This window comes from Inhella inkyongensis (genome assembly GCF_005952805.1).
GTDB lineage: Bacteria > Pseudomonadota > Gammaproteobacteria > Burkholderiales > Burkholderiaceae_C > Inhella > Inhella inkyongensis.
The window spans coordinates 1,015,003-1,037,321 of the sequence record NZ_CP040709.1; the positions used below are offsets into that span (position 1 = coordinate 1,015,003).

At 65.7% G+C, this 22,319-nt stretch carries 20 protein-coding genes; 9 read left to right on the top strand and 11 right to left on the bottom strand.

Annotation, left to right across the window (positions count from 1 at the left end):
- The first annotated feature begins 190 nt into the window (after nt 1-190).
- The 3 genes from rplM (at nt 191) to erpA (ending at nt 1,476) form a co-directional block, all read left to right on the top strand.
- Complete coding sequence (gene rplM / locus FF090_RS05005) at nt 191-619, top strand: 50S ribosomal protein L13 (protein ID WP_138855681.1); 429 nt, start codon at nt 191-193, stop codon at nt 617-619.
- Nucleotides 620-621: 2 nt separating this feature from the next.
- Nucleotides 622-1,014: a 30S ribosomal protein S9 gene (gene rpsI / locus FF090_RS05010; RefSeq protein ID WP_138855682.1), complete on the top strand. Its 393-nt coding sequence runs from the start codon at nt 622-624 to the stop codon at nt 1,012-1,014.
- Between the two features lie 102 nt (nt 1,015-1,116).
- Nucleotides 1,117-1,476, top strand: coding sequence for an iron-sulfur cluster insertion protein ErpA (erpA, locus tag FF090_RS05015; protein WP_138855683.1), 360 nt, complete (start codon nt 1,117-1,119; stop codon nt 1,474-1,476).
- A gap of 43 nt (nt 1,477-1,519) precedes the next feature.
- On the opposite strand, the gene FF090_RS05020 is transcribed toward erpA, so the two are convergent.
- Both FF090_RS05020 and FF090_RS05025 read right to left on the bottom strand, forming a co-directional pair.
- The gene (locus FF090_RS05020) at nt 1,520-2,617 is read right to left on the bottom strand and encodes an anhydro-N-acetylmuramic acid kinase (protein ID WP_138855684.1); all 1,098 of its coding nucleotides are present in this window, start codon (nt 2,615-2,617) and stop codon (nt 1,520-1,522) included.
- 3 nt (nt 2,618-2,620) lie between these two features.
- On the bottom strand, nt 2,621-4,003 hold the full coding sequence (locus FF090_RS05025; RefSeq protein ID WP_138855685.1) for a M23 family metallopeptidase: 1,383 nt from the start codon (nt 4,001-4,003) through the stop codon (nt 2,621-2,623).
- 344 nt (nt 4,004-4,347) lie between these two features.
- On the opposite strand from FF090_RS05025, the gene tyrS reads away from it, so the two are divergent.
- Together tyrS and FF090_RS05035 are read left to right on the top strand one after the other, a co-directional pair.
- The gene (tyrS, locus tag FF090_RS05030; protein ID WP_138855686.1) at nt 4,348-5,583 is read left to right on the top strand and encodes a tyrosine--tRNA ligase; all 1,236 of its coding nucleotides are present in this window, start codon (nt 4,348-4,350) and stop codon (nt 5,581-5,583) included.
- The gene (locus FF090_RS05035) at nt 5,580-5,792 is read left to right on the top strand and encodes a hypothetical protein (protein ID WP_138855687.1); all 213 of its coding nucleotides are present in this window, start codon (nt 5,580-5,582) and stop codon (nt 5,790-5,792) included. Before tyrS ends, FF090_RS05035 begins: the two co-directional genes overlap by 4 nt.
- Before the next feature lie 90 nt (nt 5,793-5,882).
- Here FF090_RS05035 and FF090_RS19385 read toward each other — a convergent pair whose 3' ends face one another.
- The 5 genes from FF090_RS19385 to FF090_RS05060 all read right to left on the bottom strand — a co-directional run bounded on the left by FF090_RS19385 (nt 5,883) and on the right by FF090_RS05060 (nt 11,911).
- A complete protein-coding gene (locus FF090_RS19385) occupies nt 5,883-8,306 on the bottom strand; it encodes a CehA/McbA family metallohydrolase (RefSeq protein ID WP_138855688.1) in 2,424 nt (807 codons plus the stop codon).
- Between the two features lie 80 nt (nt 8,307-8,386).
- A complete protein-coding gene (locus tag FF090_RS05045; protein WP_138855689.1) occupies nt 8,387-9,061 on the bottom strand; it encodes a PEP-CTERM sorting domain-containing protein in 675 nt (224 codons plus the stop codon).
- 215 nt (nt 9,062-9,276) lie between these two features.
- Nucleotides 9,277-10,173 carry a 5'-nucleotidase gene (locus FF090_RS05050; RefSeq protein ID WP_138855690.1) on the bottom strand — a complete coding sequence of 299 codons (897 nt, stop codon included), beginning with the start codon at nt 10,171-10,173 and terminating at the stop codon, nt 9,277-9,279.
- Between the two features lie 5 nt (nt 10,174-10,178).
- Complete coding sequence (locus FF090_RS05055) at nt 10,179-10,724, bottom strand: DUF1415 domain-containing protein (protein WP_138855691.1); 546 nt, start codon at nt 10,722-10,724, stop codon at nt 10,179-10,181.
- Complete coding sequence (locus tag FF090_RS05060) at nt 10,721-11,911, bottom strand: M20 aminoacylase family protein (RefSeq protein ID WP_138855692.1); 1,191 nt, start codon at nt 11,909-11,911, stop codon at nt 10,721-10,723. Before FF090_RS05060 ends, FF090_RS05055 begins: the two co-directional genes overlap by 4 nt.
- A gap of 63 nt (nt 11,912-11,974) precedes the next feature.
- Here FF090_RS05060 and FF090_RS05065 point away from each other — a divergent pair, with 63 nt between their 5' ends.
- Together FF090_RS05065 and FF090_RS05070 are read left to right on the top strand one after the other, a co-directional pair.
- Entirely contained in the window at nt 11,975-14,092 is a 2,118-nt protein-coding gene (locus FF090_RS05065; RefSeq protein WP_138855693.1) for a molybdopterin-containing oxidoreductase family protein, read from the top strand.
- A gap of 27 nt (nt 14,093-14,119) precedes the next feature.
- Nucleotides 14,120-14,443 (top strand): polyhydroxyalkanoic acid system family protein, encoded by a 324-nt coding sequence (locus FF090_RS05070; protein ID WP_138855694.1) that lies wholly within the window; start codon nt 14,120-14,122, stop codon nt 14,441-14,443.
- 281 nt (nt 14,444-14,724) lie between these two features.
- On the opposite strand, the gene FF090_RS05075 is transcribed toward FF090_RS05070, so the two are convergent.
- Nucleotides 14,725-14,976: an acyl-CoA-binding protein gene (locus FF090_RS05075; protein ID WP_138855695.1), complete on the bottom strand. Its 252-nt coding sequence runs from the start codon at nt 14,974-14,976 to the stop codon at nt 14,725-14,727.
- A 95-nt stretch (nt 14,977-15,071) separates the two neighbouring features.
- Here FF090_RS05075 and FF090_RS05080 point away from each other — a divergent pair, with 95 nt between their 5' ends.
- Nucleotides 15,072-16,523, top strand: a complete 1,452-nt coding sequence (locus FF090_RS05080) for a wax ester/triacylglycerol synthase family O-acyltransferase (RefSeq protein WP_138855696.1) — start codon at nt 15,072-15,074, stop codon at nt 16,521-16,523.
- A gap of 7 nt (nt 16,524-16,530) precedes the next feature.
- Here FF090_RS05080 and FF090_RS05085 read toward each other — a convergent pair whose 3' ends face one another.
- Nucleotides 16,531-19,191: a prolyl oligopeptidase family serine peptidase gene (locus FF090_RS05085; protein ID WP_138855697.1), complete on the bottom strand. Its 2,661-nt coding sequence runs from the start codon at nt 19,189-19,191 to the stop codon at nt 16,531-16,533.
- Nucleotides 19,192-19,333: 142 nt separating this feature from the next.
- Here FF090_RS05085 and FF090_RS05090 point away from each other — a divergent pair, with 142 nt between their 5' ends.
- Nucleotides 19,334-19,792 carry a GNAT family N-acetyltransferase gene (locus FF090_RS05090; RefSeq protein WP_138855698.1) on the top strand — a complete coding sequence of 153 codons (459 nt, stop codon included), beginning with the start codon at nt 19,334-19,336 and terminating at the stop codon, nt 19,790-19,792.
- 17 nt (nt 19,793-19,809) lie between these two features.
- Here FF090_RS05090 and FF090_RS05095 read toward each other — a convergent pair whose 3' ends face one another.
- Nucleotides 19,810-20,016 (bottom strand): hypothetical protein, encoded by a 207-nt coding sequence (locus FF090_RS05095; RefSeq protein WP_138855699.1) that lies wholly within the window; start codon nt 20,014-20,016, stop codon nt 19,810-19,812.
- A 132-nt stretch (nt 20,017-20,148) separates the two neighbouring features.
- The gene (locus tag FF090_RS05100; protein ID WP_138855700.1) at nt 20,149-22,317 is read right to left on the bottom strand and encodes a DUF8754 domain-containing protein; all 2,169 of its coding nucleotides are present in this window, start codon (nt 22,315-22,317) and stop codon (nt 20,149-20,151) included.
- Nucleotides 22,318-22,319: the final 2 nt, after the last annotated feature.

The following is a 22,319-nucleotide window of genomic DNA, read 5'->3' on the forward strand; positions in this document are numbered from 1 at the left end:
GCAGGCTTGGTCGGCTTCATGGGTGCATCTTGCTCAATCCAAGAGAACCCTGATAAACTCGCCGGCTTTTCCGCGCTCAGTGGGCTTTGGGTGTGGGACTTGCCATGAGAGGCTGCGGGGGCATGCGAGTGCTTTCGAACATAAGCAGCGCCGAGCGGCAGGGTTCAAGAAGCCTGTTTGAAAGACATTCATGAAGACCTTCAGCGCCAAGCCGGCCGAAGTGACGCACGAGTGGTTTGTGATTGACGCCACCGACAAGGTGCTCGGACGTGTTGCCAGCGAAGTGGCACTCCGACTGCGCGGCAAGCACAAGGCCATTTACACGCCTCACGTGGACACCGGTGATTTCATCATCGTGTTGAACGCCGACAAGATCCGTGTCACCGGCACCAAGTCGGAAGACAAGATCTATTACCGTCACAGCGGTTTCCCTGGCGGCATCTATGCCACCAAGTTCAAGGACATGCAGGCCAAGCACCCCGGCCGCGCCTTGGAAAAGGCCGTCAAGGGCATGCTGCCCAAGGGCCCCCTGGGTTACGCCATGGTCAAGAAGCTGAAGGTCTACGCCGGTGACAGCCACCCGCACGCCGCTCAGCAGCCCAAAGTCCTGGAGATCTGAGCATGATCGGTAATTGGAACTACGGCACCGGCCGTCGCAAGTCCTCGGTTGCCCGTGTCTTCATCAAGAAGGGCACCGGCCAGATCACCGTCAACGGTCGTCCGATCGCCGAGTACTTCGGCCGTCAGACCTCCATCATGGTGGCCCGCCAAGCCCTGGTGCTGACCAACAACGCCGAAGCCTTTGACGTCAAGGTCAATGTGCACGGTGGTGGTGAGTCCGGCCAGGCCGGCGCAGTGCGTCTGGGTGTGACCCGCGCGCTGATCGACTATGACGTGGCCCTGAAGCCCGAGCTGAGCAAGGCCGGCTTCGTGACCCGTGACGCCCGTGAAGTCGAGCGTAAGAAGGTCGGTCTGCACGGCGCCCGTCGCCGGAAGCAGTTCAGCAAGCGCTGATACACCGACGGACAGCCTTGGCTGTTCATCAAGAAAGGCCGCAGCTTGCTGCGGCCTTTTTGTTTGCCCTCGATAATGCGGGCCTCGCAAGGAAAATCCATCATGAACGCTGTTGCCGAAACGCTTGATATCCCCGCTCCCTTGGTGTTCACGGACAGTGCTGCCAATAAGGTGGCCGAGTTGGTGGCCGAGGAGGGCAACCCGGACCTGAAGCTGCGTGTCTTCGTGCAGGGCGGCGGCTGCTCGGGCTTCCAGTACGGATTCACCTTTGACGAGGTGGCCAACGACGACGACACGCAGATGAGCAAAAACGGCGTGACCCTGTTGATCGACGCCATGAGCCTGCAGTACCTGATGGGCGCCGAGATTGACTACAAGGACGACCTCAGCGGCGCGCAGTTCGTGATCAAGAACCCGAACGCCACGACGACCTGCGGGTGCGGATCCAGCTTCTCGGCCTGATCCTTTCGGCCCCAGACAAGCCGCCTGCGGGCGGCTTTTTCGTTCAGGCGGGGTGCAGGGCGCCCAGCAGGCGCGGGCCTCGGGCACCGGTGACGGCGGGCAGGTTGCCCGGCAGGCCTGTCATGAAGCGCTGAGCCAACCAGGCGAACGCGGCGGCTTCGACCTGCATGGGGGGCAAGCCGCGCTCCGAGCTGTCCACCAGGCTCACGCCGGGCAAACGGCGCCGCAATCGGCCCAGCAGGTCGGTGTTGAAGGCGCCTCCACCGCAGACGATCAACTCTTGCGCCTGTGGCAGATGGGTTTGCAGGGCGTTGGCCACGGTCCAGGCCGTCAGTTCGGCCAGGGTGGCCTGAACGTCCTGCGGCGCCTCGTTGCGCACGTGTTGCTGCAACCAGGCGGCGCCAAAAAGGTCGCGCCCGGTCGAGCGGGGCGGAGGTAGCGAAAAGAAGGCTTCGCTGCTCAGGCGCTCCAGCAGCAGTCCGTCGACCTGTCCTGTGGCCGCCCAGGCGCCGGCCGGATCGAAGGGGCCGCCGCGATGGCGCTGGTGCCAGAGATCCAGCAGCACGTTGCCGGGGCCGGTGTCAAAGCCCAGAGTGCGGCCATCCGCATGCAGCAGGCTCAGATTGCCCATGCCGCCCAAGTTCAGCACCGCGACATCGTGCTCGGTGCGGCCAAACACGGCGCGATGGAAGGTCGGCACCAGTGGCGCGCCCTGACCGCCGGCCGCCACATCGCGGCTGCGCAGATCGGACACCACGGCAATGCCGCTGCGTTCCGCCAGGCGGGCGGCATTCAGCAATTGCAGGGTGAAGCCCAGTTCCGGGCGATGCCGCACGGTCTGGCCATGAGCGCCTGCAGCGCGGACGGCTTGGGCCGACACTTGCGCGGCAACCATCAACTCATCCAGCACGCTGGCGTAGGCGTCGGCCACCGAATTGGCTGCCAGGGCGGCGCGATGCAGCTCATCTTCCCCGCCGCGCTGGTTCAACGCCAGCAGCTCGCCGGCTAGCTCTGGAGCGAAGGGCTGATGCCGATGTGCCAGGCAGCGCGGGCCGGCTGAGCTCACCTCCAGCAGCACAGCATCCACGCCATCCAGCGAAGTGCCGGACATCAGCCCGGCATAGAGCTCAGGCGAGCGCAATGCTCAGTCCGCTCCGGTCACGCCCTGTCCCAAGGTGGCGGCCACCTTGAGCTGGCCCCGGGCCTCGGCCACTTGGACCTTGAAGGGCGCGCGCGCATGGGCGGGCAGCGGCGTGGATTCGCTGGCCTTGGCCAGGACGCGTGGATCCTTGTGCTGGCCACCGACGCGGAACTCAAAGTGCAAATGCGGACCGGTGGCCCAGCCGGTGGCGCCCACGGCGCCTACGCGTTGCCCCTGATCCACGCGCTGGCCCTTGCGCACGTCGATCTTGCTCAGGTGGGCATACACCGTGGTGCGGTCGCCGCTGTGGCGCAGATGGACCACATTGCCGAAGCCGTTCTGCCAACCGGCGAACTCCACGATGCCGTCGCCCACGCTGCGCACCGGGGCGCCGTGCGGGGCGCCGTAGTCCACGCCGTTGTGGCGGCGCCAGGTGTTGTGGATGGGGTGGAAGCGCATGGCAAAGCCACTGGTCACGCGCGAGAACTCCATCGGGCTGGCCAGAAAGGCGCGGCGCTTGTTCTGACCTTCGAAGTCGTAGAAGCTGGCCTTGCCGCTCTGTGGGTCCTGGAACCAGACCGCTTGGTGGGAGCGGCCGGCGTTTACGAACTCGGCAGCCAGCACGCGGCCAGCCCCGGCGCCCCAGCTGACGGGCTCACCATCGGCGCTCAGGCCTTCAAACACCAGGGTGAAACGGTCACCCTTGCGTAGCTCGCGGTGGAAGTCGATTTCGCCCGAGAACATCTCGGCCAGTTGAGAACCCACGCTGTCGGGCAGGCCAGCTTCGTCGGTGGCAGCAAACAGAGAGCTTTCGATCTGGCCGCTGGCCAAGCGCACCGAGGTCTCAAGGCGCCCCATCTCCAGTCGGCTGCTCAGTTCGCCATCAGCCAGGCGCTCCACCACCAAGCGGCTGAAGTGCGTCTGGGCCAACTCCGGGCTGCTGGCCGCGTAGCGAGCGACCAGCTTTTGGACCTTGCCGTTGGCATCGGCCGTGAGCTCAACCCGCTTGCCGGCGCGGCCTTTCAAGAGCAGTTGTGCGGTTGGATCGCTGCGCAAATGCGCCGCGAAGCGGGAGTCGAAGGCACCCAGGCGGCTGAGCAGGCTGTCGGCCGTGTCGCCGCTGCGCGTGCTGTCGTGCCGCCGCAGGCCGATGCTGTGTTGCGCCAGCTCGGCCAGTTGCTCTTCCAGAGGCAGGACGGGCAGGGCTTCCTGCACGGTGCGCTGTGGCAAGTCCGAGGCATTGGGCACCAGCGGCGCAATGCCGAAGGCGGTGACGCCAAAGCTGCCGATCAGGCCCAGCAGGGTGCCCGTCAGCGCACGCGGGTGGCGCGCTGCAAATTGTTCCAAGGGTCTGAGCACTTGGCTCAGCCGATCAATCCAGTTCATGCAAGAACCACGAGGTGCGGGGCGCGATGGTCCTGTTTCAGGATCCGGCGCAGCCACCAGGGGTTGCAAGGGTCGGCCTCCCCGGTCCGACGGCGGTAGGGGGCTTGCACCGGCTGCGCGTGCTCGACTGACCGGGAGGCCAGGAGCGCGAGCGGGTCACTCACCTAGAATCGCGGCCCTTGATGAAGGGCTTTGGCGTCGGCGGGTCTTCAGACCTCTTGGACCGGCGTAGCGAAACAAGGCCGCGATTCTAACGGCGACCGCCCGGACGCACCGCCGGGAAAGCCCGGCCCGTCGATTCATGACTTTTGTCACGGTTTATGCCGTGCTTTCCTTCACACGCCATGTCTTCAGCTGCCAGCCCCGAGTTCCCGATTACCGACGCCGTGCGCGAGGCGCTGGCTGTGAGTCTGCGCGGCACGCAGGAGTTGCTGCCCGAAGAAGCCTGGGTCCGGAAGCTGGCGCGTTCGGCCGCCACCGGCCAGCCGCTGCGGATCAAACTGGGCCTGGACCCGACAGCACCCGACATCCACCTGGGTCACACGGTGGTGTTGAACAAGATGCGCCAGTTGCAGGACCTGGGGCATCAGGTGATCTTCTTGATCGGCGACTTCACCAGCCTGATTGGTGACCCCAGCGGCCGCAACAGCACCCGCCCGCCGCTCACGCCCGAGCAGATCAAGGCCAATGCTGAGACCTACTACAAGCAGGCCAGCCTGGTGCTGGACCCGAGCAAGACCGAGATTCGCTACAACTCGGAGTGGTCCATCGGCCTGGGCAGCATGGGTTTGATCCAGCTCTCGGCCAAGACCACGGTGGCGCGCATGCTGGAGCGCGACGACTTCACCAAGCGCTATGCGGCGCAAACGCCGATCTCGCTGCACGAGTTTCTCTACCCGCTGATGCAGGGCTATGACTCCGTGGCGCTCAAGAGCGACCTGGAACTCGGCGGCACCGATCAGAAGTTCAATCTGCTGATGGGGCGGCAGCTGCAGCAGGAATATGGGCAGGAGCCGCAGTGCATCCTGACCATGCCCTTGCTCGAAGGCCTGGACGGCGTCGAGAAGATGTCCAAGTCCAAGAACAACTACATCGGCATCACCGAGCCGGCCAACAGCATGTATGCCAAGGTGCTGTCGATCTCGGACGAGCTGATGTGGCGCTGGTACGAGCTCTTGAGTTTTGAGTCGCTTGCGGCGATTGAAAAGCTCAAGGCCGAGGTGGCTGCGGGACGCAACCCCAAGGAGGCCAAGGTGGCGCTGGCCACCGAAATCACCGCGCGCTTCCATGGTGCGGCGGCGGCCGCAGCGGCGCAAGAAGACTTCGAGCGCCGTGCGCGCGGCGGCATCCCCGATGAGATGCCGGAGCTGAGCCTCAGCGGCGCCCCGATGGGCATTGGCGCCCTCTTGAAGGCCGCCGGCCTGGTGCCCTCGAACGGCGAGGGCCTGCGCAAGGTCGAGCAGGGCGGCGTGCGCATCGACGGCGTGGTCATCAGCGACAAGGGCCTGAAGGTCGAGCCCGGCACCTATGTGCTGCAGGTCGGCAAGCGCCAGTTCGCCCGCGTGAGTCTGAAGGCATGAGGGAAGAACCCGTCTTCAAGGCCACGCTCAAGCGCAGCGCCATGCTGCGCGCCTGGTGGCTGCTGCCCCTGCTCATCGTGGCGGCGCTGTGGTTCTTCGAGCCCTGGAATCGCAAGAGCGCTTTGGAAGTGCTGGAGAACACGCCGCGCCCAATGCCGGCGGTGATCCCGATCGGGGTGGTCAGCGCCGCCAGCGCCGCGTCCAAGTAAGGGCGCCGCAAAGAAAAAGGCCCGCTTCAAGCGGGCCTTTGTTTTGGCGCTCTGAAACCGCGCACCGGAGTGCGCGGGGGTCTTGCCCTATCAGGGGTAGGTCACCGTCAGGGTGTAGGCCTGGCTGGTGCTGGAGCCGCTGTAGCTCTGGACCTTGATGTACACCGTGCGCGCGGTGGCGGTGTTGGTGTAGGTGAAGGTCTCGCTGCTGGTCGCGCCTTCCGAACGGGCCAGACCGGCGCCCGTGCTGGTCACCAGATAGACGTCGTAGTCGGTGCCGGTCGGGCCCACCATGTCGACGCGGATCTTCTGGTTGGTCTTCAGGCTGACCTTGAAGTAGTCCTTGTCCGTGGTGCTGCCCATGAAGCCCGTCACCGTGGTGGCCGTGCCCACTGCATTGGCCGTGGCGATGGTGTTGTTGCTCTCCGTCTCGCTGATGCCGGCCAGAGCGTTGCTGATGCTGAAGCTCACGCCCGTCGAGCTGGCGCTGTTGCCGGCGGCGTCAAAGGCCTTGGCCACCAGGTTGTGGCTGCCATTGGCCAGGGTCTTGGAGTCCAGCGTCATGCTGAAGGGACTGGCCGTGACCGTGCCCTTCAAGGCGCCGTCGACCCAGAACTCGACCTTGCTCACGCCGACGTTGTCGCTGGCGGTGGCCGACAGCGTGATGGTGCCGCTGCTGCCCGATTCGCTGGCGGTCACGGTCGGTGGCGTGGTGTCGCCGGCCGGTGCTTCGCCCTGGTTGACCCAGATCGGCGCCGACCACAGGATCTTGCCGTCGTCCTGCGTCAGCTTGGCGTAGTAGACATGCTGGCCGGCCGTGGGCGTGAAGCTGTGCGTGGCGTTGTTGGTCAGCACGGTCATCGTGCCCTTGCGGCCCGGCACGCCTTCCCAGATTTCGACCAGGGACACCGTGCGACCGGCGCTGTTGGCAAAGCCGGCATTCAGGTTCAACACGCCGCTATTGCTGATGCGCGAACCCATGATGTTGCCGTTGGCGCTGAACACCAGCTGCGAGTTCTTGTCGTGGGTGGCGAACACGCGGCGCGCGCGCAGAGCCTCGATGAAGCTGGCCTTGGTCAGTGCCGTGCCATTGGGGATCAGCACCGCCGTGCGGTTGGTGTAGGCCGAGCCCCAGTTGGCGCAGTGGTTGTCCTGGTTGGTGGCCGGGGCCACGTGGAAGCCCTGCTCCAGGATCTTGCGGTAGGCGCTCTCGTAGCCGCCGCCCGGGACCTGGCTCTCGTTGTCCACGTTGGAGAAAGCGCTGGTGTTGGAGATTTCCGCCAGCACCATCACCTCGTCGCCATCGGCGGTGTAGCCCAGGGACTCACCATTGACGATGAATTGGCCGCTCGAATCCGGGTGGTTGAACTGGCCCACCACGCCGGCCGCGCGCATGGCGGTGTAGAGACTGGCGTAGTCGTTCTTGGCGATGTAGCGGTGGCCCAGCAGCTCGTTGCTGGCGTTGTATTCCCAGGCGTAGAGCTCGTCGCTGTTGAAGATGTTGAGGTGACCGCCATTGCTGATCACGCCCCACTCCATGCCGTAGAGCGCCAGGAAGCCGGGGTTGCTGGCAGTGAAGCTGTTGGCCGTATTCAGGCCGGCCTCGTAACGGCCCTTGGCCGTGGCCGGGCTGGCCGAGGTGTTGGTGCTGGAGCTGCCATCGAAGTAATGGTTGTGCTCGGTGTTGGCCAGGAAGTCCAGACCCTTGCTCTTGGCATAGGGATAGGCATCGGCCGGGCCGTATTGGCCGCTCTGTGCGGCCTGCGAGCTGCTGCAGGTGGCCAGGGCGCCGCCGCCGTCCGAGTCATTGGTCTGGCCGTGCAGGGTGCCGTAATACACGGTGTAGGGCCAGCTGCCGGTGGCGGCTGCGGCCAGGGCCTTGCGGCGCGGCTCGCCGCCTTGGGCCAGTTCGCTGCCCAGGGGCATGGCCTTGAAGGCCGGCATGCGGGCCTTCGGGATCGCGCCCAGTACGAATTTGGACACTTGCTCGTGGGCGCCATGGCCCTCGTGCTCATGCGCCAGCAGGGCGTCGATGTTGGCGAACTGCTCGCCCGCATCGGCCGAAGCGGCCACCAGGCGTGCCTCGTACACCCCGTCCGCCAGCGTTGCATTGGCGCCGCGACCGGCCCACTCCAGGTTCAGCGTGATTGGCTTGCCCTGGTAGGCCTCAATGCCGCTCCAGCTGTGCACGCGCTGGCCATTCGGGGCGATCAGGTCCAGGCGATAGCCCAGCTGCTGGCCCGTGGGGGCGCCCAGATAGTCCAGATTGACCGTGAAGCGGCGCGCGCCGTTGGCTTGGGTTGACGCAAAGGGCGTCAGCAGCTCGACCTCGAACTCATGGTGGTCCGGGTACTTGCTGCTGGGGTGGGCGGCCAGCGCCTTGGCGCGGCCTTCCTCGGCCTGGGCCTGAACGGCGGGCGTGTCCTGGCTGGCGCCGCCACAGGCGGTCAGCAGCACGGCGGCGGCAATGGCGCTCAGCCAATGCTTGGAAGCGGTGGGGGTGGTTTGATGCACGGTGTCCTCGTTGGGCCCGGGGCCCTGAATGCAGACGAACGCCGGCGCGGGGCCGGCGTTGTGGGTCTATCGGCGGTTCTTTAGGCGCTGCGGCGGCGACGGGCGACGGTGGTCACCACGCCCAGGCCGGCCAGCATCAGGGCATAGGTTTGCGGCTCGGGCACGGCGGGGATGGCGGTGCCGGAGAGGGTGACGTTTTCGTAGCGAATCGTGCCTGACGCGCCGAAGCTGCTGCCGGCGGCCGTGGCCTGGTAGGCCGAGCCACCAGGCGCGTAGGAGGCCACCAACTGGATGCCAAAGTTCGCGTTGTTGTTTGCACCGACGATGCTGGCAAAGCTGAAGCTATGGCTGGTGAATCCAGTGCCAGCCGGAGTCAGGAGCGTGGTCGCCGTGATCCAGGTCGTGCCATCCAGCGTGTACTTCAGTGCCGAGTAGGCCGACGCCGTGTTGCTATTGCGCTGGCTGAAACTAAAGCTCAGATCGGTATACCCAGTGGTATCGATCATGAACTGCACCCCCATGGACTGATTGGCGCCGTTCGCCGCATAGGTGGCGGTATTCAAGGCCTGGGTGCTGGAGAGTCCTGCTGCAAAAGTGGTGGTCACACCACCCACGGTTGCAAACGAAGCGCCATTGGCGCTCTGGGTGTGCTTGGTCGTGCCGGAATTGAAATCCCACAGCGCCACCACCTCAACGGCTTGGGCACTCAGGGACATGCTGGCGAAGGCGGCCAGCGCAAGGAGTCGAATCTTCATGGTGTACGGGAGGCGGTGCAGGCTGTTGGGGCGAGGGATGCCGTCGGCCTGCGCCACGTCATTCCCCGGCGATTCGGCCCCGATGGGGTGCAAATCGCAAAGCCGCACAGCGTACGGGGGGAATGTGACGATTCGTAGAGAGGAACCCCAGCCTTCGCCTGGGTTTGTGCGTCTAAACCACTCGGGATTTTTACCAAGCGGTAAACCCGCTCAGGCTAACCCTGATTGCTGACGCCGCTGGCCACATGGCCGCTGGGCACATGGGGGCTGGCGTTGGCGATGTGGCCGAGCTGGTCGTCAAAAAAGAAGTCGGGCTCGAATTCGCGCAGGAATTCGCCTTTGGGCAGGCCGCCCAGGAACATGGCCTCGTCCACCTCGATGCGCCAGCTCATCAGGGTGCGCACCGCACGCTCATGCGCCGGGGCGCTGCGGGCGGTGACCAGGGCCGTGCGCACCCGCATGGGGTGCTGGTGTTGCAGGCCGTGCAGGGCTTGCAGCAGGGGTTTGAAGGGGCCGGGGGGCAGGGGGTCGAGCGCGTGGCTGGACTCATGGCGCTGAAAGGCCGCCAGGCCCTCGGACTGAAACACGCGCTCGGCTTCGTCGCTGAAGAGCACGGCGTCGCCGTCAAAGGCGATGCGCAGCTCGTTCGGGTGGGCATCGCTGGCGCGCGCGCTGCTCGGGTAAACCCTAGCGGCCGGCACACCCGCGGCCAGGGCTTCGCGCACATCGGCCTCGTTGGCGCTCAAGAAAAGCTGGGCCTTGAGGGGTTTAAGGAATCGCCAGGGCTCACGGCCGCGGGTGAACACACCGCGTTGGATGGCCAGCCCATAGGCCTGGGCCGAGCGGTAGACGCGCAGGCCCGAGATCGGGTCGTTGCGGCTCAGCACCACCACCTCGACACGGGCGGGCTCACCCGGCGGGTTGAAGGCCAGTAGCTTTTTCACCAGCGAGAACGCAACGCCCGGCTTGGCGGGCACTTCCAGGCGCTGCTGCTGCAGCGCCATGTAGGCGTGGTCGTCGCTGGCCTCGAAGAGCTGGTTCTCTTCTTCAAAGTCGAACAGCGCCCGAGAGGAGATCGCGACGACCAGGCAGTTGTCCAGCGAAGCAGCCACCTCGTTCAGCCCTTCAGGCCGAGCTTTTCCCAACCCGCGTGGCCCAGCTTTTCCAGCGTGGCGATATTGGCGTCAAAGATGCTGTCGGGTTCCGGGAAGGCAGCCACGGCGCGGTCGATGGATTCCTCGCGCAGCAGATGCAGGGTGGGGTATGGCGAGCGGTTGGTGTAGTTGCTGATGTCGTCGGGCTCGGTGCCTTCGAATTGGTAGTCGGGGTGAAAGCTCGCCACCTGCAGCACGCCGTCCAGGCCGATGTCGCCCACCAGGGCATCAGCGGCTTCCAGGAAGTCGTTGTAGTCCAGGAAGTCGGTCAACACCTGCGGGTGAATCAGCAGGGTGGTGTCGGTTTCTTCCGGCGGTGTATCTACCAGACGGTTGAGCTCGGCCGCGAGTTCATAGAGCAGGTCTTCCACGGTGGTCGCGTGGCTCACCACATAGCGCACCTGGCCCTTGACTTGCACCTGTTTAGCGAAGGGGCAGAGGTTGAGGCCGATGACGGCTTTGTCCACCCAGGCACGGGTGTTGGCAATCACTTGTTCGTCGTTCGTCATGCTTGTTGTTCCTGGAACCAGTTCTGGACGAGCTGGACCCACATGCTGCCGCCGACCGGGATCAGCTGGTCGTTGAAGTCGTAGCTGGGGTTGTGCAGGGTGCAGGGCCCCAGGCCATGGCCGCCCTCGCGGTGCTGGCCCTCGCCGTTGCCGATCAGGAAGTAGCAGCCCGGCTTGTCCAGCAGGTAGTAGCTGAAGTCCTCGGCGCCCATGGTGGGCTCGAAGCGCTGCACCTCGGCGCCCATGGCCGTGAGGGCGCGGCGCACAAACTCGGTCTCGCGCTCGTGGTTCACCGTGGGCGGGTAGTTGCGGCGGAACTGGAAGTCGCACTGCAGCTCGAAACCGGCGGCCAGGTTCAGGCTCAGCTCGCGCATGCGGCGCTCGATCAGGTCCAGTACCTCGACGCTGAAGGTGCGCACCGTGCCTTCCAGGGTGACCGACTCGGGGATCACATTGGTGGCCTCACCGGCGTGGATCATGGTGACGCTGATGACGCCGGTGTCGATCGGTCGCTTGTTGCGGTTGATGATGGTTTGGAAAGCCTGCACCAGCTGGCAGGCGGCGGGCACGGGGTCCAGGCCCAAATGCGGCATGGCGCCATGCGCGCCCTTGCCCTTGAGCACGATCTTGAACTCGTTGCTGCTGGCGAACACCGGGCCGCTGGCCAGCGCAAAGGCGCCGGCCGGCATGCCTGGCCAGTTGTGGATGCCGAACACGGCGTCCATCGGGCAGCGCTCCCACAGTCCGTCCTTGATCATCTCGCGCGCGCCGCCGCCGCCCTCCTCGGCGGGTTGGAAGATCAGGTAGACCGTGCCATCGAACTCGCGGTGTGCAGCAAGGTGCTGGGCGGCAGCCAGCAGCATGGCGGTGTGGCCGTCGTGCCCGCAGGCGTGCATCTTGCCGGTGTGCACGCTGGCGTGGGCAAACTGGTTGTGCTCGGTCATCGGCAGGGCGTCGATGTCGGCTCGCAGGCCGATGGCACGGTTCGATTCGCCGCCCTTGATCACACCGACCACGCCGGTTTTGCCCAAACCTCGGACGACCGGGATGCCCCAGGATTCCAGCTGGCGGGCAATCAGGTCCGAAGTGCGCTGCTCTTCGAAGCAGAGCTCGGGGTGGCGGTGGATGTCGCGTCGGATGCGGGTGAGTTCCTCACCGGCGGCCAGCAGTTCGCTCAGGGGTTTCATTGCCAATGTCTCAGGGCGCCAAGGCCGCAATCATCTCAGGTGGCGCCATGCCATGATTTGCGCATGAGTGCTTCTCCGTCTACCGAGTCGCTGCGTACCGTCCACGGTGCCTGCCCCCATGACTGCCCCGACACCTGCGCGCTGCAGGTGCAAACCGATGGCCAGCGGGTCATCAAGGTCAGCGGCCGTGCCGACCATGCCAGTACCCACGGCGCGCTGTGCACCAAGGTCAGCCGCTATCCGGAGCGCACACACCACCCGGAGCGACTGCTCACACCGCTCAAACGCGTCAGCGCCAAGACCGAGCCCCCGCGCTTCGAGACTGTGAGCTGGGAGGCGGCGCTGGCCGACATTGCGACGCGCTTGAACGCCATCGCGGCGCGCGACCCGCAGGCCATCCAACCCTATTCCTACGCGGGCACCATGGGCCTGCTGCAGGGCGGCTCGATGGCCGACCGGCTCTGGAATCGCCTGGGGGCCGCACGCCTGGAGCGCACCATTTGCGCCAGTGCCGGCGCCGAGGCGCTGAACCTGACCTACGGCAGCCGCGTGGGCATGCACCTGCGTTTTTTTGCCGAGTCCAAGCTGATCCTGATCTGGGGCAGCAACAGCATCGCCAGCAATCTGCATTTCTGGACCTATGCCAACCAGGCCAAGCGCGCCGGCGCCAAGCTGGTCTGCATCGACCCGCGCCGCAGTGAAACCGCCGACAAATGCCATCAGCACCTGGCCCTGCGCCCGGGCAGCGATGGGGCGCTGGCCCTGGCGCTGATGCACGAGCTGATCCGTCACGATTGGCTGGATCATGACTATCTGGCGCGTCATGTTGAAGGCTGGCCCGGGTTGCGTGAGCGGGCGCTGCAATGGCCTCCCGAGCGCGCGGCGGCGTTGACGGGCCTGAACGTGGCCGAGATCGAAGGCCTGGCGCGCGACTACGGCCAGACGGCCCCAGCCGCCATTCGCCTGAACTACGGCATGCAGCGCGTGCGCGGCGGTGGCAATGCGGTGCGCCTCATTGCGCTGCTGCCCTGTCTGGTCGGGGCCTGGAAACACCGTGCCGGCGGGCTGTTGCTGTCCAGCTCGGGCTGGGTGGCGCCCTACAAGAACAACGAGGCCTTGGAGCGTCCCGATCTGTTGGCCGGCCGCCAGCCGCGCAGCGTGAACATGAGCGCGATCGGCGACGCCCTGCTGGATCTGAACGATCCGCCCATTCAGGCCCTGGTGGTCTACAACAGCAACCCGGCAGCGGTGGCTCCGGACTCAGGCCGCGTGATCCGCGGCCTGCAGCGCGCCGATCTGTTCACGGTGGTGATCGAGCACTTCCTGACCGATACCGCCGACCTGGCCGACTACGTATTGCCGGCCACCACGCAGATGGAACACCTGGACGTGCACGCCAGCTACGGCCACACAGATGTGCTGATCAATGAGCCTGCGATTGCGCCGCTCGGCCAAGCCAAGCCGAATACGCAGATCTTCCGCGAGCTGGCCCTGGCCATGGGATTTGACGAGCCCTGGGTGCACGAGGATGACGAGGCTTTGGCGCGCATGGCGTTTTTTGCCCCCCCCGATGCGGCGGACGCCGCCTCCCCCCAAGGGGGCGGGCCGCCTCGGGAGCGGCCCAGCGCCGGCCCCGGCATTCCCTTCGACGCCCTGCGCGAACAGGGCTTCTACAGCCTGCCTTTGCCCGAGGCACCGTTCGCTGATGGGAGTTGGCCCACGCCCAATGGCAAGGTCTGGGCCGCGCATCCGCAGGCCGGCGTGCCGGACTTTGTGCCCAACCAAGAATGCGCCGAGACAGACTCGGCGCGCGCCGTGCGCTACCCGCTGGCGATGATCTCGCCGCCGGCGCGCAACTTCCTGAACAGCAGCTTTGTGAACGTCAAGAGCCTGCGCGATATCGAGCGCGAGCCCCTGCTGGAGATGCACGCGCAGGACGCCGCCGCGCGCGGCTTGCAGGACGGCCAGATGGTGCGGGTGTTCAACGCGCGCGGCGAGCAGCTGTTGCGCCTGGCGCTGAATGGCCGGGCCCGGCCGGGCGTGGTCAACGGCCTGGGCGTGTGGTGGCGCAAATTTGGGGTGGACGGCAAGAACGTCAACGAGCTCACCCACCAGGGCCTGACCGACATTGGCGCTGGCGCCTGTTTCTACGACTGCTTGGTGGAAGTCACAGCCGCCTGAATCGGTTGACGCTGCTAAATTGGCCCCATGTCATCCATCCGCATCCACCGCGATCACCACCTCGGCCTGAAGAAGGCACGTGAGGTGGCCTGGAAATGGGCCGAGGACGCCGAGGCCAAGCTTGGCATGGAGTGCACGGTCTATGAAGGCGAAGACAGCGACACCATCGAGTTCACCCGCAGCGGGGTGAAGGGCGAGCTGGTGGTCGACGCCGAGACCTTTGAGCTCAAAGCCAAGCTAGGCCTGTTGCTGGGTGCGCTGCGCGGCACCATCGAGGCCGAGATCGAGCGCGAACTCGATGAGTTGCTGGCGGCGCAGAAGGGCGCCAAGGCACCTAAAAAGCGGAAGTAAGAGAAACCTCTCTTGGCGCGCTGAGGGGACGGGGTGAGCGGCTCCGCTCATGTCCTCCTTCGACAGCCTGCCGGCTGTCGAATTCCCCCTCTACTTCGCTGCGCCGCTCACCCAGCCCCCGCAGTTCGAAGCACTGAGGCTGGTGCCGAGAAGCCCAGAGGCTGACGGGATTGGCCGGCGATAACGCCTCGGGGATCAAGTGCCGCCGTGGAACCGGCTTTGCCGGGCCACTGGCGTCGCCCCCTGGGGGGAGGCGGCCTCTTGGGCCGCTTCGGGGGGGGTTATTTCAAGTCTTCGATCAGATCGATGTATTCCTGCATGGCTTCATCGGTGCTCTTGCCCTTCAGCTCCTCCCAGGCGCTCCACTTGGCGCGCCCCACCATGTCCATCATGCCGGGCTTGGAGGTTTCGTTGTCGCCTTCGGTGCCCTGCTTGTAGAGCGCATAGAGCTTAAGCAGGGTGGCGTTGTCGGGGCGTTCCGACAGCTTCTTGGAATCGGCCACGGCTTTTTCGAATTTGGCTTTCAGGCTCATCGTGTCTCCTTGGGTCAACAGCCCGTGCATGGGTGGGGGGTGTGGCCCCATGTTAGCGACAGAATGCCAGCCTAACCCCAAGAGAGCAGCGCCCCATGAGCCAAAGCCCCGAGCGCATGAGCCGTGTCGATACCGCCTGGCTGCGGATGGACACCCCTGAGAACCTGATGATGATCGTCGGGGTCTGGTTTCTGAAGCCCCGTCTGAGCCTGGAAGCCCTGCAGGCCCGCTGCACCGAGAAGTTGCTGCCTTACCGGCGCTTTCGGCAGAAGGTGGTCGAGGACGTGATGGGCGCGCACTGGGTCGAGGACCCGGAGTTCGACATCGCCAATCATGTGCAACGCGTTGAACTGGAGCGCGAGCCCGGCCAGACTGCGATGCAGGCCCTGCAAGCCCATGTGGCCCTGCGCGCCGCGCAGCCGCTGGATCCGCGTCAGCCGCTCTGGGCCTTTGAGTTGTTCGAGGACGTGGACGGCGAGTCGGTGCTGCTGGCGCGCATCCATCACTGCATTGGCGACGGCATCGCGTTGATCTCGGTGATGCTCTCCATCACCGATGGCGGCGCGCTGCCGCCCAAGCGTCGGAGTGATGACGAAAACGCGGATGAGCATGAAGGCGAGCACGACTGGATCGTCGACCACCTGATCAAGCCCATCACCGACATGACGGTCAAGACCGTGCAGTTGGCCAGCAAGGGTGCAGCCAAGAGCATGGACCTCTTGATCGCTCCGGACACCCCGATGGATGCCAGCCTGCACATGGCACGCATCGGCTTTCAGGCCATTAGCGACGTGACTGCCTTTGCGCTGATGCCCGACGACTCGCACACCCGGCTCAAGGGCAAGCCCGGCAAAACCAAGGCCGTGGCCTGGGCCGATGGCATGCCCCTGGACGCCGTCAAGGCGGTTGGCAAGGCGCTGGGTGGTTCGGTCAACGATGTGCTGCTGAGCTGCGTGGCCGGGGCCATCGGTGCCTATCTGCGTGCCAAGGGCGACGACCCCAACGGCCAAGAGATCCGCGCCATGGTGCCGGTCAATCTGCGCCCATTGGACAAGGCCTACCAGCTCGGCAACCGCTTCGGCCTGGTGCCCCTGGTGCTGCCAATCGGCATCGAGAACCCGGTGGAGCGCATGTATGCGGTGCGGGCGCGGATGCAGGAATTGAAGGGCAGCTTTCAGCCCATCATGGCCTTCGGTTTGCTGGCCGTCGCCGGTCTGCTGATCAAGCCGGTGCAGCACGCCATGCTGAATCTGTTTGCCAAAAAGGCGACGGCCGTCATGACCAATGTGCCCGGCCCGGCCAAGTCCCTGAAGTTCTGCGGCTCCAATGTGGAGCGTGTGATGTTCTGGGTGCCGCAGAGCGGTGACATTGGCATGGGCGTCAGCATCCTGACCTATGCCGGCAAGGTGCAGTTCGGTCTGATCACTGACTCAGAGCTCTGTCCCGACCCCGAGGCCATCATTGCCCAGTTCGCTCCGGAGTTCGAGAAGCTGACCCTGATGACCTTGATGCTGCCCTGGGTGAACAAGGACGTAGAGGTCGGCTGAGCCGGTTCTATTTTTTTGCGGGCCCAAGCTTCTGGAGCCAGAAGGCCTCCATCTTGCGATGTCGGCCCACGGGCTTGATGGCGCCGTCCAGCCCGTGCTCGCCGTCTGGGTCCAGGAACAGGTCGACCAGGGCTTCCTTGCCGGATTCCAGCAGCGCACGGTAGACATTGACCGTGTCCTGATAGAGCACATTGGCATCCTGCATGCCGTGGATCAGCAGCAGGGGGCGCTTGAGTCCGGGCGCCAGGGGCAGCAGCGAGAACTTGCGCAGATTGGGCTTGCTGCGATCCACCTTGCCGATGGTGCGGCCGCTGTACCAGCTGTTGTAGTTCTCCCATTCGGTCGGGCCGGCGCCGGCGATGCCGGCGGCGAACAGCTCGGGCTGGGTGTAGAGCGTGTACTGGGTCTGGAAGCCGCCAAAGCTCCAGCCGTGCAGGCCGATGCGCTGGCGGTCCACGCCGAATTGCTCGGCCAGCAGCGGCAGTAGATCGGCCAGGTCCTCGCTCTGTGCCTGGCCCGGAGCCTCCCAGTTGGCACTGGCAAAGCGGCGCCCGTAGTTGGAGTGGCCGCGCGTGTCCACCGTCACCATCACATAACCATGCTGCTGGGCCATATAGAGGCCGAACAGATAGGCGCTGTTGTGCATGTCGTCGGTCTCGACGTTGTTGTTGTCGTTCAGCGGGCCGCCATAGGTGTAGACCACGGCGGGGCGGCGGTCGCTGGGCTGCCAGCCGGGGGGCTTGAAGACATAGGCGGCGATGCGGTCGCCGTGGCGGTTGCTGTAGTGAAAGCGCTCGGGCCGCAGGCGGTCGAGGGCCGACCAGGCCGGGTCGTGGCTTTGCGTGAGCACGCGCGCCGGCTGACCCGGACGCAGCAGCTTGAGTTCGGGCCGTTGCGCCCAGTGGCCGGCAACGGCGGCCAGGCTCTGCCCGTCAAACGAGACGGCCGCATTGCGGTGGTAGTCCGGGGCCTGGCCCAGGGCCTGTAGGCTGCCGTCGGCCAGGTTCAGGCGGTAGGCATTCATCGCGGCGGCATCGTCGGCATTGGCCAGCAGATAGAGCTGCCGACTGTCGGGGCTGAAGCCCAGCAGGCGGTGGGCCTCGAAGCCAGGCTTTAGCAAGGGGCGCAGTTGACGGCTGGCCAGGTCCAGGGCATAGGGTTGGCGCCAGCCATGGTCGTCCAGCACGGTCACCAGGGTCTTGCCATCGGGGCTGAATCGTGGGCGCAGCACATTCACCAGTTCGTGGCCGACATCGCCGCGCCGTTCGATCACCACCTCGGGGCGAGCCTGTTCGTCGGCGCGACCCAGATAGACGCGCAGCAGCTCCTTTTCGCGTTCCCAGGTGGCAAAGCTGTAGTGACGGCCGTCGCGGCTCCAGGCCACGGGGCTGAGCTCGAACCAGACATCGCCTCCCGGATGGCTGAACACCGGCTCGGTCTGGGGCAGGGGGGCGCCACCCGGGGGCGGGAGTTTGCGGATGTAGAGGGCCATCGGCGCCACCAGGCGCTTGTCGTCCGAGACCTCGCGGTCGACCTTGCGCGCGCTGGCGAAGCGTTCGCCATAGCCCATGATCTCGACCTGCCGGCCCGGCTTCGGAGGCGGCTTGCCTTCCTCGCCCAGCGGGGCGCGGGCGACCAGCGCCATCCACGCGCCGTTCTCGCTCAGGCTGGTGGCCTCGATGCGGTACTTGCGCTCGGCCTCGTCGGGGTGCACCAACTCGCGGTTCAGCATCTCCACCCGCAGGCTGTCGAAGCGGGCGCGCATCACCCGGGTCTCATCCTGGAACACCAGACCCTGGTCGTCCGGGGTGTAGGCCAGGACGCGCAGATTGCGCGGGGTCAGCAACAGGGCTTCTGCCTGGGGCCGGCCGGCGCGCCAGCGCAGCAACTGGCCTCGGTACTGGAACACCAGCTCGTCGCCCTTCTGGGCCCAGACGAACTGGGTGACGCCCGGATAAAGGTCGGTGGGTTTGAGGCGGTGCTTGGCCTGATGCTTCTTCAGTTCATCGCGCCATTCCCAGTCCTCGCGTTGCGGTGGCTGGGGCGCGCTCGCGGCCGAGGCCGGCGCCGTCGCGCTGGCGGCGGGGGCGGGGGCGGTGGGCAAGGGCTTGCCGGCGCGCCGCGCGGCCAGCTCGGCCATGGCCTGCTTTTCGCGCTCGGCCTCCAGCTTGTCGGCCGCCTTTTGGGCCTCGTCACGCTGCTTCTTCAGCGCCTGTTCCTGCTTGAGGGTTTCGAGGGCGCGGCGTTCCCACTGGGCCAGGTCCACGGCCTCGCCACGCAGATAGGCGGCCTGAGCTTCCTCGCGTGCCTGGCGTTCGGCCCATTCGCGGTCGCGCTGCTCGCGCTTGCGCGCAAAGCGCTGCAGTTCCTCGGGGCTGTCCACAGCGGCCATCAGGGCCGGCGAACTCAGGCGTTGGGTCTGGCCGCTGCGGATGTCGTGGACATACAGATCGCTGCCTGGCTCGCCCAGCGGGTTCCACAGATAGGCCAGGTAGCGGCCGCTGTGGCTGAAGGCCGCCTCGCGTGCTGCCTGACCCCGAAAGGGCTGGGCGCGATAGAGCTGTTCCAGGCTGAAGGGGGCGGTCTGGGCCGGAGTTGGCAAGGCCAGCGCGGCAAGCGACAGCGCCAGCAGGCCGCAGCAGGCCTGGCGGAAAAGGGCAGGGGACATGGGAAGGGCGCAACCCGTAGGCCTGACATGGGCCGTTGCGCGCGGCGGATTCTAGGAAGCAGGGTACGGCCATGCCGATCGTCAGCACGAGCCGGCGTCTCTATGCTGCGCTTGCAGAAATCCCTGAACACCCGCCCACGCCATGCACATTCAATTCGAGTCCCCCAACCAGCCCGAGGTCCTGACCCTCATTGCGGAACTGGACGCCTATCAAGACAGCCTCTATCCGGCTGAGGCGCGCTACGCCTTGGACCTCAGCAGCCTGGTGCAGGAAAACGTCCTTTTTGCGGTGGCACGCGATGTACAGGGGGTGGCGGTGGGCTGCGCGGCCCTGGTGCTGGCGAATGAGGAGGGCGAGCTCAAGCGCATGTTCGTGAGCGAGGGCCACCGGGCCCAGGGCACAGCTGCGCAGCTGATGGCCGCGCTGGAGTCAGAAGCTGTGGTCCGGGGGTGTCGCTTGATCCAACTTGAAACCGGCCCCTACCAGCCGGCCGCGTTGGCTTTCTACCGGAGGCAGGGCTTCGAGGCCTGTGCCGCGTTTGGCGACTACCCCGAGCACCCCTTGAGCGTGTTCATGTGCAAGAGCCTGGCGCCCGCTTGAGGGCTCGCTTGAAAGCCTTATAGCGCCATCGGCGTCGTGCAGGCCCAGGCGGAGTCGCACTCGGGCAGGCCCAGCTCGCTGTCGCAGGCCGGGTCGTCGCCCATGTTGTAGAGCGTCGCGGGGTTGGGAGCGGCGGCGTTTCGGGAGGGCAGTTTTGCCGAGACGCCAAAGCTCAAGTGCGGCAGGGCCGCATCCTGATGGGAAGAGGTCGTAAGCAGTTGCATCACGCCATCCTAGGGCGCCTGTATGACAGTCGCCGTGCAAATTCCGCAGCGGCGCTTCTTGGCTTCTAGGGGCTGTCCCGGGGGTGGGTGATGCCGGCGATGCAGGCCCTGCGGCCTGCATCGCGCCGGGGCTTACTTCGCCGTGGCGGGCGCCCGTTTCTTGGCGGGGACTGCGGCCTTCACGGGTGCCTTCGTCGCCGGCGCCGCCCGTTTTTTTGCGGCGGGCTTGGTGGCGGGTTTGGCCGCAGAGACGTCCGACGAGGAGGCGCCATTCCAGGTCAGTCGCGCCTTCTTGGCCAGGGTCACCACCTTGGCGATGTCCTTGTCGGTGAAGACACCGTTCACGCCCGAGATCGCGGCCAGCTTCATGCCGTGCTTGATGCCCAGCTTGTAGATCTCCTTGACCTTTTCCCACTCGGTGTCGCGACCGATGGTGAATACCTCGAAGCGGCCCTCCAGGGCCAGCACGATGGTTTCGGCCAGGCAGGCGTAGATCACGTTGTTCGGCAGGCCGATGCTCTTCATGCCGCGCACCTTGGTGGGCAACTCGATCTCCCCACTCTCAATAACGAGGACGTCTGGGCGCTTGGCCACTTCCTCGGGCGGCAGATCCAGCGGACGGGCCACATCGGTGATCACGCAGCCGGGCTTGACCTTGGTGATGTCCAGGATCTTCTTGCCGGCTCCGCTCGTGGACGTGACGATCATGTCCATGTCGGCCAACAGCGAGTCGTAGTCGATCGAGCACACCACCTTGGCGTCCGGGGTGTCCTTGAGGATGCTCTTCTTGAGCTCCTCGAGCTTCTTCATGTCGCGGCCGGCGATCACCACCTCGTCAAAGGCCATGGCCAGCAGGCGGGCCGAGACCGAGCCGATCGAGCCCGAGGCGCCGATCACCATGGTCTTGGCGGGCACGCGCTTTTGGCCCTTCTTCAGCTCCACCAGACCCATGCGACGCATGGCGTCGGCGGCCGCCCACAGCGCGCCCGAGGCCGAGTAGCTGTTGCCGGTGGTGATAGGGATGGAGGCCCGCCGCGCCACGGTGATGCCGGCGTCGCCCACCACCTTGGTGAAGGCGCCCAGGCCCATGATCTGTGCGCCCAGTTTCTCGGCCATCTTGGCGGCCTGCAGCAGGCGGCGGTAGGTGAACTCGGGGCTGCGGGCCAGCATCTCTTTGGGCGTGCCGCCCACGCTGATCAGCCAGCCCTCGGCCTCGGAGCCGCAGGGGCTGACGATGTTTTCCATCTTGCAATAGACCATGGGCGGCATGTGCGCGGCCAGGGTCTCGACCTTGTCCATCACGAACTTGGGCGTGCCCTTGGGGATGGGCAGGCCCTTCTTGATGAACTCCTGGCTCAGCGGATGGATCACGAACGCGAAGCGGCGGATGTTGCGGAACTTGCCGGTGGGATGCAGCAGGCGCGGCGTGATCTTGAGCTCGTCCAGGATCTCGCTGAAGTCGTCGTCCGAGACTTCTTCAGGCGCCTTGCCCAGCGCGGCCAGGATCATGGCCTCGATGACGTTGATGCCCACCACCTGGTCAAACAGCTTGGGGCTGACGTCGATGACGAGGTTGACCTTGCATTGCTTGAAGAACTTCAGGCGCTCGTCGTCCACCGCCGAGGTGATGACGGTCTTGCCGGCCAAGTTTTCGGCCGTGCCCACGGCGCGCAGTTCGGCATAGGTGCCGACGATCAGGTGGGCGCGCTCGACCTCGGCCATCACCTTGCGCTTCTTCAGCCCGGAGAGCGAAGCTTCGAGCAGCTCGCGCGGTTTGCCCGGCATGGCCCAGCGCATGCCCTTGGCAAAGAGCTCCAGCTGTTCCAGCGAGGTCAGCATCGCCGGGGCGCCGGTCTGAAAGAGGGCGTCGGCGAAATTCAGGTTCTGCGTGTAATCACTCAGCGCCACGGCCATGTCGTAATTGCGCATGCCCGAGAGGAACAACACGATGTTGTTGTTGAAGTAGCTGCCCAGCTGGTGCTGCACATGGCGCACCGCACGCACCTGTAGCAGGCGGCGCAGGGTGGCCCCGGTGGTGGCGGGCACGCGCGTCACCACATTGAGCAGGCGCTTGGTTTCCTTGTTCACCACGGTGCGCAGGCCCACCTGGTAGTGGTCGCCGATTTCGCCCAGACCGATGGCGTCGGCGGTGGCCTGGTGGCGGCGCATCAGCTCCCAGGCCTGGGTGGTGTCGTCGTCGGCGCCCAGGCGCTGCACGCTGAATTTGTGGCCCAGGAACTGGGTCTGGAATTCGAAATCCTGCTGCGAGGAGCCGAGGGTGACGGTCACAACCTTTTTCATGC